Genomic DNA, 13,565 nt, shown 5'->3' on the forward strand with positions numbered 1-13,565 from the left:
GATCAGGACTGCGGCGCCTGCTGCACGCGTGCCGCTACCTTGCCCTTCATCATGACGCCGTAGACGACTGCGGCGATGGCCACGCCCACGAACCAGGCGTAGGTGTAGATGATTTTAAAGCCTTCGGCCACGTCGGGAAACGCCGTGGGAAAGGCCGCGTTCAGAAAGCCCGGGATATTCGGCAGCACGGCGATGACGAAGGCGATCAGCGCCGCCATGTTCCAGCCATTGCCATACGAGTAGATGCCGTCATCGCGATACAACTGCCTGACGTCGAGCTGCGTCTTGCGCACAAAATAATAGTCGACGATGAGGATGCCGGCGATGGGGCCCAGCAGGGCCGAGTAGCCGATCAGCCACGTGAAGATATAACCCTGCGTCGACTCGAGCACTTTCCACGGCATCATGACGATGGCGATGAAGGCCGTGATGTAGCCGCCCATCTTGTACGAAATCTGCTTCGGCGCCAGCGAGGAAAAGTCGTACGCCGGGCCCACCAGGTTGGCCGCCAGGTTGACGCTGACCGTGTCGATCAGCAGGATGATCAGGGCGACCAGCACGGCGGCGCCCGTCATGCGGCTGGCCAGGTCAACGGGGTCCCAGATGGCCTTGCCGTACATGACCACGGAGCCGGCAGTGACGATCACGGCCAGCATGGCCAGCAACCCCATGGGCACGGGCAAGCCGACGGACTGGCCGATCACCTGGTCGCGCTGCGTCTTGGCGAAGCGCGTGAAGTCGGGAATATTCAGTGCCAGGGTGGCCCAGAAACCCACCATGGCCGTCAGCGATGGCCAGAAGACGCTCCAGAACTGGCCCGCCTTCTTGCCGCCCGGGATGAACTGCGATGGCTGGTCCAGCAGCGCGCCCACGCCACCAGCCTTGCTGTGCACCCAGTACAGCAGCACGAAGCAGATGAGGATTTTCAGCGGCGCCGTATAGGTTTCGAGCTTGCGGATCGACTCCATGCCATGCAGGATGTAATAGAACTGGATGGCCCAGAAAGCCAGGAAGCACAGCAACTGGCTGCCGTTGATGCCCAGGCCCGCGATCTTCTCGCCGCCCAGTTCATGCCCCATCAAGACGCCCATCAGGGTGTAGATCATCTGGCCGCCGAACCAGGTCTGGATACCGTACCAGCCGCAGGCGACGATGGCGCGCATCAGCGCCGGCAGGCGCGCGCCCATGGTGCCGAACGAGGCGCGCGCCAGCACGGCATACGGGATGCCGTACTTGGTGCCCGCATGGCCAATCAAGAGCATGGGCAGCAGCACGATGGCGTTGGCGAGAAATACCGTGAGCACGGCCTGGTAGCCGGACATGCCGCTGTCGATCAGGCTGGCCGACAGGGTGTAGGCGGGAATGCACATCACCATGCCCACCCACAGGGCCGCAAAGTGATACCAGCGCCAGGTGCGCTGCGCTGCCGTGGTGGGCGCCAGATCTTCATTCCACAGCTGCGTATTGCCTGAATAGTCGTGGTTCACAGGTATTCTCCATCGGTTAGGCCGCCGGCATCTTGAATGACGCCAGGGATACGGCATTGTGTAAACTGCGGCAGTCTAGCTTACTGCAAAGACAGGCAACAGTTTATAAAATAAACGTACGCAAAAAACGTGCCCTACGCCGTTTCCGCCAATGCCCGTGGATTCCTGGGATCCTGCGTCCAGTTCATGTATGGCTTGCCCGTGGCCTGCGGCACCATCGTGATGCAGCCCTGCACCGGACAGGTGATTTCGCACAGGTTGCAGCCCACGCATTCCTCCTTGATCACCTCATACGTGCGCGTGCCGGCGGCGTCGATCAGTTGCGCAATCGACTGGTGCGAGGTGTCTTCGCAGGCCACATAGCACTTGCCGCATTTGATGCAGTCGTCCTGGTTGATGTGCGCGATGACCTGGTAATTCATGTCCAGGTATTTCCAGTCCGTCGTGTTGGCCACGGCCTTGCCGGAAAAATCGCTGATGCTTTCATAGCCCTTTTCATCCATCCAGCGCGACAGGCCATCCTTCATCTCTTCGACGATGCGGAAACCATGCAGCATGGCGGCCGTGCACACCTGCACGCAGCCGGCGCCCAGGGCGATGAATTCGGCCGCGTCGCGCCAGTTGCCGATGCCGCCGATGCCGGAAATGGGCAAGCCGCGCGTCTGCGGATCGCGGGCGATTTCCGCCACCATGTTCAGGGCGATCGGCTTGACGGCAGACCCGCAATAGCCGCCGTGCGTGCTGGCGCCGCCCACGATGGGCAAGGCCACCATGCGGTCCAGGTCGAGCGAGGTAATCGAGTTGATGGTGTTGATCAGGGAGACGGCGTCGGCGCCGCCCGCCTTGGCCGCGCGCGCCGGCATGCGCACGTCCGTGATGTTCGGCGTGAGCTTGACGATGACGGGTAGACGGCTGTGCTTCTTGCACCAGGCGGTGACCATCTGCACATACTCGGGCACCTGGCCCACGGCCGCACCCATGCCCCGCTCCGGCATGCCGTGCGGGCAGCCGAAATTGAGCTCGATGCCGTCCGCGCCTGTCGCCTCGACCTTCGGCAAAATGTCGGCCCAGTAGTGCTCTTCGCACGGCAGCATCAGCGAGACGATCATGGCACGGTCGGGCCAGTCCTTTTTCACCTGCGTGATTTCGCGCAGGTTGATCTCCAGCGAGCGATCGGTGATCAGTTCAATGTTATTGAAGCCCACCACTTCGCGGTTCTTGCCATACAGGGCGGAATAGCGCGACGAGACGTTGACGGCGGCCGGGTCTTCACCGAGGGTTTTCCACACCACGCCGCCCCACCCTGCCTCGAAAGCGCGCACCACGTTATAGGCCTTGTCGGTCGGTGGCGCGGACGCCAGCCAGAAGGGATTCGGCGCCTTGATGCCGCAAAATTCGATGCTGAGATCAGCCATTATGCAGCCTCCACTTTATTGAAGAAATCGGAATGGATGGCCAGTGCGGCCAGCTTGCCATGCTGGACGGCTTGCACCGTCAAGTCCTGCCCCGGCGCCACGCAGTCGCCGCCCGCGTAGATCCCCGGCAGCACCGTGCGAAAACCCGCATCGACGGCGATCTTGTCGCCGTCGCGCTGCAGCAGCGACGCCATCGGATCAATCAGCACGCCGGTGTCGAGGCTCTGGCCGATGGCCTTGAAGATGGCGTCGGCCGCCACGTCGAACGTTTCGCCCGTGCCCACCAGGCGCGTGCCCTGCATGCGCGTTTTCTCGAAACGCATGCCGGCGACATGGCCAGCCGCGTCGAGCAGCACCTGTTGCGGCTGGGCCCATGTCAGCATGCGCACCTGGTTGGCCTTGGCGATGTCCTGCTCATGCTGGGTGGCCGTCATGGCGTCGAAGCCGCGCCGGTAGACCAGGGTGACTTCCTCGGCGCCCAGGCGCTGGATCTGCACGGCCATGTCGATGGCCGTATTGCCGGCGCCGATGACGATGGCGCGTTTCGGCACGGGCAGCGCGGCCAGGTCGGCGGCCTGGCGCAGCGCGGCGATGTAATCGACGGCGGCCAAAAGACCCGGCGCATCTTCGCCCGTCAGGCCCAGCTTGCGGCTGGCGCCCAGGCCCAGGCCGAGGAACACGGCGTCGTACTGCGCGTGCAGGTCGCGCAGCTGCAGGTTCTCGCCCAGCACCTGGCGACATCGGATCTCGATGCCGCCGATGCCCAGCAGGAAGTCGATTTCCTTTTGCGCGAAGTCGTCCGTCAGCTTGTACTTGGCGATGCCGTATTCGTTCAGGCCGCCCGCCTTGCCCTCTTTTTCAAAGATCACCACGTCGTGCCCCAGCATGGCCAGCCGGTGCGCGCACGACAAACCCGCAGGACCGGCGCCGACGACGGCGATCGTCTTGCCCGTGCTGGCCGCCCGCTGGAACGGGTGCGCCGCAAAATGCATTTGATCGACGGCGTAGCGCTGCAACAGGCCAATCTTGACGGGCTGGCCTTCGGCGTCGTGGTTGCGCACGCAGACATCCTCGCACAGGATTTCCGTGGGACAGACGCGGGCGCAGCTGCCGCCCAGGATGTTCTGTTTCAGGATGCCGGCGGCGGCGCCGTTGATGTTCCTGTCGTGGATGTTGCGGATGAAGCTGGCCACGTCGATTTCCGACGGACAGATGCGGCTGCACGGCGCGTCGTAGCAGTACAGGCAGCGGGCGCTTTCGATGGCGGCCTGGCGTGCCGTCAGGGGCGGCGCCAGGTCGGTGAAATGGCCCGCCAGTTCCTCGTTGGGCAGGGCGGGATGCGGCAAATAGTTCAAAGACTCGATCATCGCGTATTCCTCTTGTTATGTGCGGCCGGCTCGTAATTGAAACCTTTACTTCATCTGGGGAAAAGCAAATTCCACACCAGCGCTTGCCGTGTTCGGCCAGCGCTGCATCACGGCCTTGTGGCGCGTGTAGAAACGCACGCCTTCGGGTCCATACGCGTGGTGGTCGCCGAACATGCTGCGCTTCCAGCCGCCAAAGCTGTTGAAGGCCATCGGCACGGGCAAGGGAATGTTGACGCCCACCATGCCGACCTGGATCTGGCGCACGAATTCGCGCGCCACGCCGCCGTCGCGCGTGTAGATGGCCACGCCGTTGCCATACTCGTTGGCGTTGATCAGCTCCACCGCATGCACCACGTCAGGACACCGGAGCACGCACAGCACGGGGCCGAAAATCTCTTCCTTGTAGATGTTCATGTCGCGCGTGACGTGGTCAAATAAAGTACCGCCGACAAAGAAGCCGTTCTCGCGTCCCGCCACCACATGGTTGCGGCCATCGACCACCAAGGTCGCGCCCTGCTCCACGCCCGAGGCGATGAGTTTTTCGATCCGCTGCTTGGCGGCCAGCGACACGACCGGTCCCATTTCCGCACCATCTTCCATGCCGTCGCGCACTTTCAGTGCGGCCGTGCGCGTTGCCAGTGCGTCGATCAGTTTGTCGCCCGCGTCGCCCACGGCGACCACCACCGAGATGGCCATGCAGCGCTCGCCCGCCGAACCGTAGGCGGCGCCGATCAGCGCATCGACCGTCATGTCCATGTCCGCGTCGGGCATCACCACCATGTGGTTCTTCGCGCCGCCCAGCGCCTGCACGCGCTTGCCGCTGGCGCTGCCACGCGCATAGATGTATTCGGCGATCGGCGTCGAGCCGACAAAGCTGATCGCCTGCACCACGGGGTGGTCGAGCAAGGCATCAACGGTGACTTTGTCGCCCTGCACCACATTGAAAACGCCGTCGGGCAAGCCCGCCTCCTTGAGCAATTTCGCGTGCAGCAAAGAGGCCGACGGATCGCGCTCGGACGGTTTCAAGACGAAGGTATTGCCGCAGGCGATGGCGACGGGGAACATCCACATCGGCACCATCACGGGGAAGTTGAATGGCGTGATGCCGGCCACCACGCCCAGCGCCTGGCGCATGGACCAGGCGTCGATGCCGCGCGAAATCTGGTCCGTGAATTCGCCCTTTAACAATTGCGGGATGCCGACGGCAAACTCCACCATCTCGATGCCGCGCGCCACTTCGCCCTGGGCATCGGCAAACGTCTTGCCATGTTCGCGCGTGAGCATGGCGGCAAAGTCGTCCGTGTGCTGCTGGCACAGCTGCAGGTAGCGAAACAGCACGCGCGCGCGCGTCAATGGCGGCGTGGCGGACCAGGAGGGAAAGGCGGCGGCGGCGGCCTGCACGGCCGCATCGACGTCTTCCACGGTACCGAGCGCCACGCGGGCCACGGGTACGCCCAGTGCGGGGTTGTAGACGTCGCCGTAGCGGCCACTTTGGGTGTCGACCTTGGCGCCGTTGATGTAGTGGGTAATCGTATCGAGATCAGTCATGGTGTTCCTTTTTAACCCCAAGGGCAGAGGCTGGGGTCAGACCCGGCGGGTCTGACCCCGGATGTTGTTTTGGGTTTGCCGTTCAATCGAGATTCTTTAATACCTTGGCCAGCTTGCCAAACAGCTCGTCGACATGCTGTTTTTCCAGCACCAGCGGCGGCGACAGGGCGATGATGTCGCCCGTCGTGCGTATCAGCACGCCGTCAGCGAAAGCCTGCTTGAAGGCATTGAAGGCGCGCGTGCCGGGCTTGCCGGCGATGGGATCGAGTTCGATGCCGGCGATCAGGCCGATGCTGCGCAAGTCGATCACGTGCGGCAAGCCTTTCAGCGAATGCACGGCATCCTGCCAATACGCCTGCATGTTTTTCGCGTGACCGAGGATGTCCTGCTCCTCGAACACTTGCAGGGTCGCCAGCGAAGCGGCGCAGGCCAGCGGGTGACCGGAATACGTGTAGCCGTGGAACAGTTCGATGCCCGGTGGCGCATCCATGAAGGCGTCGTGGATGTATTTTTTGCTGAACACGGCGCCCATCGGCACCATGCCGTTGGTCAGGCCCTTGGCCGTCGTCATCAGGTCCGGCTCGACGTCAAAATAATCAGCGGCGAACGGCGTCGTCATGCGGCCGAAACCCGTGATCACTTCATCGAAGATGAGCAGGATGCCGTGTTTGGTGCACAGCTCGCGCAAGCGTTTCAGATAGCCTTTCGGCGGAATCAGCACGCCCGTGGAGCCGGCCACCGGCTCGACGATGACGGCGGCAATCGTCGAGGCGTCGTGCAGGGCGACGATGCGTTCCAGTTCATCGGCCAGGTGGGTGCCGTATTCGGGCTCGCCCACCGTATAGGCGTTCTTGTCCAGGTTGTGCGTGTGCGGCAGGTGGTCCACGCCCGGCAGCAAGGGGCCGAAGGTCTTGCGGTTGCCGCCGATACCGCCCACGGAAATGCCGCCGAAGCCCACGCCGTGATAACCGCGTTCGCGGCCGATCAGGCGCGTGCGTGCACCCTCGCCGCGCACCCGGTGATAGGCCAGCGCGATTTTTAACGCCGTATCGACGGCCTCGGAACCGGAGTTCGTGTAGAAGACATGGCCGAACTTGTGGCCCGTGTAGTCCATCAGTTTTTCCGCCAGGTCAAAGGCGGCCGGATGGCCCATCTGGAAGGTGGGGGCGAAATCGAGCTGGCCCACCATCTCGCGGATGGCGCCGACGATCTGCGGCTGCGCATGGCCGCACGGCACGCACCACAGGCCGGCCGTGCCATCGAGGATGGCGTTGCCATCGACGTCCTTGTAATACATGCCTTCGGCCGACACCAGCAAGCGCGGGTTGGCCTTGAAATCGCGGTTGTTCGTAAACGGCATCCAGAATGCCGACATCGATTCCGGCCTTGTTTCGTTCATGATCTTCTCCTTGGGATGGGCTGGCGCGGCGCCAGGATCGTTTTTGACGAAGCGTAAAATAATTTACCAGTTGGCAAAAAGCTGATGTAATAATAGACAGGCCATCCCCAATGGCACAGATACACAAACGGCAAAGTATCCCAACCGTACAGGTCGAAAAAACCACTACAGTTTTGTGCAAGGCAGCATAAGGAGCCACCGGTGACGCACGACGTGAAGCAGGACGAGGGCGAAGGTAACGCCAGTGGCTGGCCCGTGCTGGACATCGACCGCCAGAAAAAGGGCGGCCTCGTCGAGCAGATCGTCATCGCCATCAGCGTCATGGTGGGCAGCCGCGCCCTGCGCATCGGCACGCGCATGCCGTCCGTGCGCCAGTTCGCCAAGTGCAATGGCGTCTCGACGTTTACCGTCGTCGAATCGTATGACCGCCTGGTCAACCTGGGCTTGCTGTCGTCGCGGCGCGGCTCCGGCTATTTCGTCGCGCGCCACGATATCGCCGCCTCGCCGCAGGCGGCCCTCATAGCCAACACCCTTGCCAGCCCCACCGCCATCGACGCCCTCACGCCGGACCTGTATTCGGGCGTATCCGACGCCCTGCCCGTGGGTGCGGGCTGGCTGCCGCCCGAGATGTATGGCGAAGCGACCGTGCTCGATGCCGTGCGCCAGGCCATGCGCATCCCCGCCAGCCGGCTGCGCGGCTATGGCCACCCGCTGGGCTTTCCCTCGCTGCGCCAGCACCTGGCCGCCAGCCTGTCGGAAGAGCTGTTCCAGGTGGAGCCGGACCAGGTCCTGCTGACGCATGGCGCCACGCACGCTTTTGACTTGATCCTGCGCAGCCTGACCAAGCCGGGCGACACGGTGCTGGTGGAAGACCCCGGCTACAGCAATCTGCAGTCGCTGATACGCCACCACGGCTGCATCCCCGTGGGCATTGCGCGCAGCGAGGCGGGCCTCGATCTCGATGCGCTGGCCGTTGAAGCCGCGCGCACGCAGCCAAAACTCATGTTCGTCAACACGGTGCTGCAAAATCCGCTCGGCACTTCCCTGAGCCAGGCGCAGACACACCGTCTGCTGGCGCTGGCCGAGCAGTTCGATTTCTGGCTGGTGGAAGACGATATCTACCGCGAGCTGGCGGCGCGCGGCGAAGCATCGCTGGCGGCGATGGACGGCTTGCGCCGCGTGATCCGCGTGGGGAGTTTTTCCAAGACCCTGTCGCCCGTGCTGCGCGTGGGGTCGATTTGCGCCTCGCCGCCGCTGGTGGCCGAACTGGTGCGCGTGAAAATGCTGGCGGGGCTGACGACGTCGGAAATCAACGAGCGCGCCGTCTACCACGCCATCTGCGCGCGGCCCTACAAGCGCATGGTGGAACGCCTGGTGGCGCAGCTCGAGGCGGCCCGCGAGCGCAGCATCGATTGCCTGGCGCAGGCAGGCATGGCGCCCGTGGCGCGTCCGCGCGGCGGCATGTTCGTCAGCGCCGGCTGGCCCGACCTGCAGACACCGGAATGGAACGGCAAGCTCATCGCCGACATGGCCTTGAAGGCCGGCATCCTGCTGTCGCCGAACGAATTTTTCATGCTGCGCGCGCCCGAGACGGTGTGGTTCCGCTTCAACGTGGCCTACACAGATACCCCCGTGCTGCAAGCCTTCCTGCAATCGATCCGTCCACGCTAAAGAACCCGCCATGGCCAGCGACAAATCCCCTGCCCTTTCCGTGAAAAATGCCGGCGGCCGGCGCCTGCAAAACCGCGACCGCCTGGAAGCGGACATCCTGGAGCAAGCCGTGCGCGCATTCGCCGAAAGCGGCTATGAAGGCGCGTCGATCGCCACCATCGCCGAGCGGGCCGGCCTGTCGAAGCAAAACCTGATGTATTACTTCCCGTCCAAGCAGCTGCTGTACCAGCGCGTGCTCGACGACGTGCTCGACGACTGGCTGGCGCGCATGGAATCGCTGGCCAATGAACACGACGAACCGCGCGACGTGCTGCGCGCGTACATCGGCGCGAAGCTGCGTTTTTCGCGCGAACAGCCGTGGGCTTCGCGCGTGTATGCGCTGGAAGTGATCAATGGCGCGCCCCTGTACGGCGCGCAGATACGCGACCGGGTAGTGCCGCTGCTGCGCAAGGATATCGCCGTCTTCGAAACCTGGATCGCCGCCGGCCGGATCGCGCCCGTCAACGCCACGCACCTGATGTTCGCCATCTGGGCCATGACACAGTCGTATGCGGATTTTTCGCCGCAGATGGCACTAGTGCTGGACCGCAAGCAGCTCACGCGCAAGGATTACGACGATGCTGAAATCCTGATCGCGCACATGGTGCAGGCGGCCATCGCCCTGCCTGCGGCAGTATCCGGCGCGTGATGAAATTTCCAAGGAACAAACGAGCAGTGATAGCATGACGCGCTGGAGCGTTTGCAATCGCGGCGCCATAGCGACAGGATAAGGAACAGGCATGAAACAATGGTCATCGGCGCGCACCGCGTCATTGCTGGGCAAGCTCGCCTGCGCGGCGCTGCTGGCAGTGACATCCACGGCACAGGCGCAGACAGTGGGCATGATAGACAATCAGCCGCTGAGCGAAACCTGGCTCAACGCGGGCTTTTATTCGTATCACTTTCAGCGCGACAAGAACCTGAACGACAGCAATCCGGGCCTGGGCGCCGAATACCGCTTTTCCACCGTTGCGTCGGTCACGGCAGGACGCTTCTACAATAGCGATCGCGCCTACTCGAACTACCTGGGCGTGTACTACCAGCCGATCAAGGTAGGCCCGCTGCGCATCGGCGCCGTCGTTGGCGGCTTCAGCGGCTATCCGAAGATGCGCGATGGCGGCTGGTTCCCGGCCCTGGTGCCCACCATCAGCTATGAATACCAGCGCGTGGGCGTGAATATCGCCATCGTGCCGTCCTACAAGGACCGCCTGTATGGCGCCCTCAGTTTCCAGCTGAAACTGAAGGTGTTCGAGTAACCGTTTGTCCTGATTTGTCGCCGTTCGCTCCGCCATTCCTGCCATTCGTCGCATACGCGCTGCCCGACAGCGGGGATTTGCCTATAGTGGATTCATCGCCAGCCTGCATACGGCAGCGGCAACCACAGGAGAACGGCATGAAAGACATCAATTCGGCACCGGGTAGTACTTCCTTCAGCGCCTTCTGGAGTGAACTGTGCGCCTACACGCGCCAGGGCATGGCCGCCCTGCGCGCCATGTCCTGGCCCATGCTGCTGGCGTGCTGCCTGGGCCTGGCGTTCCTGATCACCATCTTGCCACTGGCCATCATGCTGTTTGCCCTCGTCATGCTGCTGAGATGGGCCAGCAACAGCGACGATACAGGCAAGGACACGAAGGCAGCGAATTCTTCGCAGTCGCCGCAATAAAAATTTGCGTCGTGGCAAGAGTGCAATGATTGTTCTATGGCACTATGGATGAGCGCAGCACTGACGGGCATCAAACCCATCCCGATGGAGGGGTTGGATACGGAACGCCACGCAGCATCCATGATCGAAGCTACTCCCCCACAGCCATAGGAGTTTTCTGATGACCACGACAGCAAAAGCTACAACAAATACGACCATTCCCTGCCTGCGCTACCGCGACGCGCCCGCCGCCATCGAATGGCTGTGCAAGGCGCTCGGTTTTGAAAAACAATTGATCGTGCCTGACGGCGATGGTGGCGTCGCCCATGCGCAACTGAGCTTTGGCAACGGCATGGTCATGGTGGCGCCAGCCCTCGACAGCGACTATGGCCGCCTGATGAAACTGCCTGGCGACGTCGGCGGCGCCAACACGCAAAACTGCTACCTGGTCGTCAGCGATGCCGACGCCGTCTACCGCAGCGCGCGCGACGCCGGCGCCGAGATCGTGCTCGACATCAAGGATGAAGATTACGGCGGACGCGGCTTTACGTGCCGCGACCCGGAAGGCCATATCTGGAGCCTGGGCACCTACGACCCATGGTAAAACGGAGAACAATGATCATCAGCACCCTCACCGCCGCCAGCCTTGCGCTGGTTGGCGCTTTCCTGTCCGCTCCCGTGCTCGTGGACGAGCACCTCAACCGTGTCCACCCGCCGTCCGGCAAGGCGCCTTCGACAGCCACTGTAGCGCTGCACCAGAGTCTGTGGATCGCCGACCTGCACGCCGACAGCCTGCTGTGGCAACGCAATCTGAACCGCGACAGCCAGCGCGGTCATGTCGACTTCCCCCGCCTGCAGCGGGCCAACGTGGCGCTGCAAGCCTTTTCCGTCGTCACCAAGACGCCGCGCAAGATGAATATCGAACGCAACGGCAGCGACACGGACAACATCACGGCGCTGGTGGTGGCGCAAGGCTTGCCGCCCGCCACCTGGAACAGCCTGCTGGCGCGCGCCAGCTACCAGGCCGACGAACTGCGCCAGCAAGCGGCCAAGAGTCATGGCAAGGTGCGCGTCATCGGCAGCCGCGCCCAGCTGCGCAGCTTCATCGCCGCGCGCGAACAGGATCCCGCCCTGCTGGCTGGCTGGCTGACACTGGAAGGCGCGCATGCGCTCGAAGGCAAGCTGGACAACCTCGATACCTTGTACCAGGCCGGCTACCGCATGGCCGCGCCCACGCATTTCTTCGACACGGAACTGTCGGGCTCCCAGCACGGTCTGAAAAAAGGCGGCTTGACGCCGCTGGGCCGGCAATGGCTGCGCGCCATGGAACAGCGCAAGATGATCGTCGACCTGGCGCACGCCTCGCCGGCCACCATCGACGACGTGTTAACGTTGGCGAAACGTCCCGTGATGGTGTCGCACACGGGCGTGCGCGGCACCTGCGCCAATGGGCGCAACCTGAGCGACGCACAATTGAAACGCATCGCCGCCCAAGGCGGCCTGGTGGGCATCGGCTTCTGGAATACGGCCATCTGCGGCAAGGACGTGGCATCTATCGCGCGCGCCATCACCTACACGGTCAAGCTGATCGGCGCCGAACACGTGGCGTATGGCTCGGACTTCGACGGCGCCGTCACCACCGCCATCGACGCCGCCGGCCTGCCGCGCCTGACGCAGGCGCTGCTCGACGCGGGCTTGTCGGAAGCGCAGATCCGCCGCGTGGCGGGCGAAAACGTGCGCGACTTTTTACTGAAGAACCTGCCCGACGACGACGCCTAGGAAAGGGCGACGATCAAAGCCTGGTCCGCCACCTGGCGCGGCCGGATGCGTATCAGCTTGCGGTACAGCGGCGGCAGCGCGTCGCACAGCGCCAGCAGCGCGTCTTGCGCCATGGCCGGGCGCACGTACTGGAATTGCGCGGGATTATTCTCCGGCAGCGCCCCTTCCATGGTGGAGCCGTAGGCGCCCAAGGTCATGAAACTGGCGGCGCTGTCGTCCGGGCCGACGGCCAGCACGAAGGTGCCGTGCTTGGGGTGGCCCAGATAGCTTTTGAGCTCTTCCTGCAGCGCCGGCGCCGCATGCGCCATCAATTCAAAACGCAGCTGCGCGTACTGGCGCGTGCATTCCATGAACGGCGTGCGGATGGCCGACTGCGCCAGTTTTCCCGGCATGCACAGCAGCAGGTTGCCGAAGGAATCGAGCAAGGCGGCCGCGTCGCCCTGGCCGCCATCGCGCGCATCCTGCTCCATGGCCGCCTGCAGGAACGGCGCCAGGCCCGCGTCGGGCACATGCGGGTCGCAGCGGTAAGTCAGGGCGTCGGGATAGCGGCGGCGCAAGGCGCGCACCACGGCATGCTCGGACGGCAAGGTGGCGGGATCGCGCAGCTGCACGTCGTCGCCGGCGTTCAGCAGCTGCATCACCTGCGCCGATGTCGCTTCGAACACCAGCGAGCACAGTGCCTGCGTCGCCTCGTGGATGCTCTTGCCGATGAAAAAAGATTTGGGCGCGGCACCGGACGGCAGGCGCGCATACTCGGTGGCGCCGCGCACGGCCGGATAGCAAAAGCTGCGGCCGGCCTGTGCCTGCAACGGCGCCGGCAAGGCCGTAAACGTGGCCGCGCCATCGTAATTGATGCCCGCCTTGACGTCGGGCGCGGCCACCACCACGTTGAAACCGGCGGCCAGAATCGCCCCCGTGCACATGCAGCAGGGGTCGAGCGAGGTGACGATGGTCAGTTCGCCGGGCGGCGGCAAGGGCGTGCCCTTGGCCCGCTCGGCGAAATACCAGTCCACCAGCTGGCGCTCGCCATGCGCGGTGGGATCGAACACCAACCCCTGGCGCACGACGTTGTTATGCATCGATTGCAGCACATTGCCGGCGCCGTCGAGCAGCACGCCGCCCACGCCGAAGGTGCCCTGCGTCTTGGCTGCCATGGCTTCGGCCGCGGCAATCGCCACGGCGGCCTGGATGTCGATCGTCTTGTTCAAGCGTATCCTG

The 13,565-nt window shown here is 63.7% G+C and carries 12 protein-coding genes; 6 read left to right on the top strand and 6 right to left on the bottom strand.

Annotated features, from left to right (window positions below):
- Positions 1-2: 2 nt before the first annotated feature.
- The 5 genes from ACP7DW_RS09105 to ACP7DW_RS09125 all read right to left on the bottom strand — a co-directional run bounded on the left by ACP7DW_RS09105 (position 3) and on the right by ACP7DW_RS09125 (position 7,216).
- Positions 3-1,487: an NCS1 family nucleobase:cation symporter-1 gene (locus ACP7DW_RS09105; RefSeq protein WP_426054462.1), complete on the bottom strand. Its 1,485-nt coding sequence runs from the start codon at positions 1,485-1,487 to the stop codon at positions 3-5.
- 134 nt (positions 1,488-1,621) lie between these two features.
- Positions 1,622-2,902, bottom strand: a complete 1,281-nt coding sequence (gene preA / locus ACP7DW_RS09110) for an NAD-dependent dihydropyrimidine dehydrogenase subunit PreA (protein ID WP_426054461.1) — start codon at positions 2,900-2,902, stop codon at positions 1,622-1,624.
- On the bottom strand, positions 2,902-4,269 hold the full coding sequence (locus tag ACP7DW_RS09115) for an NAD(P)-dependent oxidoreductase (protein WP_426054460.1): 1,368 nt from the start codon (positions 4,267-4,269) through the stop codon (positions 2,902-2,904). Before ACP7DW_RS09115 ends, preA begins: the two co-directional genes overlap by 1 nt.
- A 45-nt stretch (positions 4,270-4,314) precedes the next feature.
- Positions 4,315-5,817, bottom strand: coding sequence for a CoA-acylating methylmalonate-semialdehyde dehydrogenase (locus ACP7DW_RS09120; RefSeq protein WP_071079263.1), 1,503 nt, complete (start codon positions 5,815-5,817; stop codon positions 4,315-4,317).
- A gap of 82 nt (positions 5,818-5,899) precedes the next feature.
- Positions 5,900-7,216 (bottom strand): aspartate aminotransferase family protein, encoded by a 1,317-nt coding sequence (locus ACP7DW_RS09125; protein ID WP_426054459.1) that lies wholly within the window; start codon positions 7,214-7,216, stop codon positions 5,900-5,902.
- A gap of 201 nt (positions 7,217-7,417) precedes the next feature.
- Between ACP7DW_RS09125 and ACP7DW_RS09130 the strand changes: the two genes are divergently transcribed.
- From ACP7DW_RS09130 to ACP7DW_RS09155, 6 genes are all read left to right on the top strand, one after another.
- On the top strand, positions 7,418-8,887 hold the full coding sequence (locus ACP7DW_RS09130) for a PLP-dependent aminotransferase family protein (protein ID WP_426054458.1): 1,470 nt from the start codon (positions 7,418-7,420) through the stop codon (positions 8,885-8,887).
- A 10-nt stretch (positions 8,888-8,897) separates the two neighbouring features.
- A complete protein-coding gene (locus tag ACP7DW_RS09135; RefSeq protein ID WP_426054457.1) occupies positions 8,898-9,575 on the top strand; it encodes a TetR/AcrR family transcriptional regulator in 678 nt (225 codons plus the stop codon).
- 91 nt (positions 9,576-9,666) lie between these two features.
- Positions 9,667-10,182: a hypothetical protein gene (locus ACP7DW_RS09140; RefSeq protein ID WP_426054456.1), complete on the top strand. Its 516-nt coding sequence runs from the start codon at positions 9,667-9,669 to the stop codon at positions 10,180-10,182.
- Between the two features lie 137 nt (positions 10,183-10,319).
- Positions 10,320-10,589 (top strand): hypothetical protein, encoded by a 270-nt coding sequence (locus tag ACP7DW_RS09145; RefSeq protein WP_426054455.1) that lies wholly within the window; start codon positions 10,320-10,322, stop codon positions 10,587-10,589.
- Between the two features lie 160 nt (positions 10,590-10,749).
- A complete protein-coding gene (locus ACP7DW_RS09150; protein WP_426054454.1) occupies positions 10,750-11,172 on the top strand; it encodes a VOC family protein in 423 nt (140 codons plus the stop codon).
- Between the two features lie 11 nt (positions 11,173-11,183).
- Positions 11,184-12,347: a dipeptidase gene (locus ACP7DW_RS09155; RefSeq protein ID WP_426054453.1), complete on the top strand. Its 1,164-nt coding sequence runs from the start codon at positions 11,184-11,186 to the stop codon at positions 12,345-12,347.
- On the opposite strand, the gene ACP7DW_RS09160 is transcribed toward ACP7DW_RS09155, so the two are convergent.
- Positions 12,344-13,561, bottom strand: a complete 1,218-nt coding sequence (locus tag ACP7DW_RS09160) for a nucleoside deaminase (protein WP_426054851.1) — start codon at positions 13,559-13,561, stop codon at positions 12,344-12,346. The two genes, ACP7DW_RS09155 and ACP7DW_RS09160, sit on opposite strands and share 4 nt — an antisense overlap.
- Between the last annotated feature and the right edge of the window lie 4 nt (positions 13,562-13,565).

Origin of the sequence: Janthinobacterium sp. PSRC1-1 (assembly GCF_049897525.1) — a bacterium.
In the GTDB taxonomy this organism is placed as follows: domain Bacteria; phylum Pseudomonadota; class Gammaproteobacteria; order Burkholderiales; family Burkholderiaceae_D; genus Janthinobacterium; species Janthinobacterium tructae.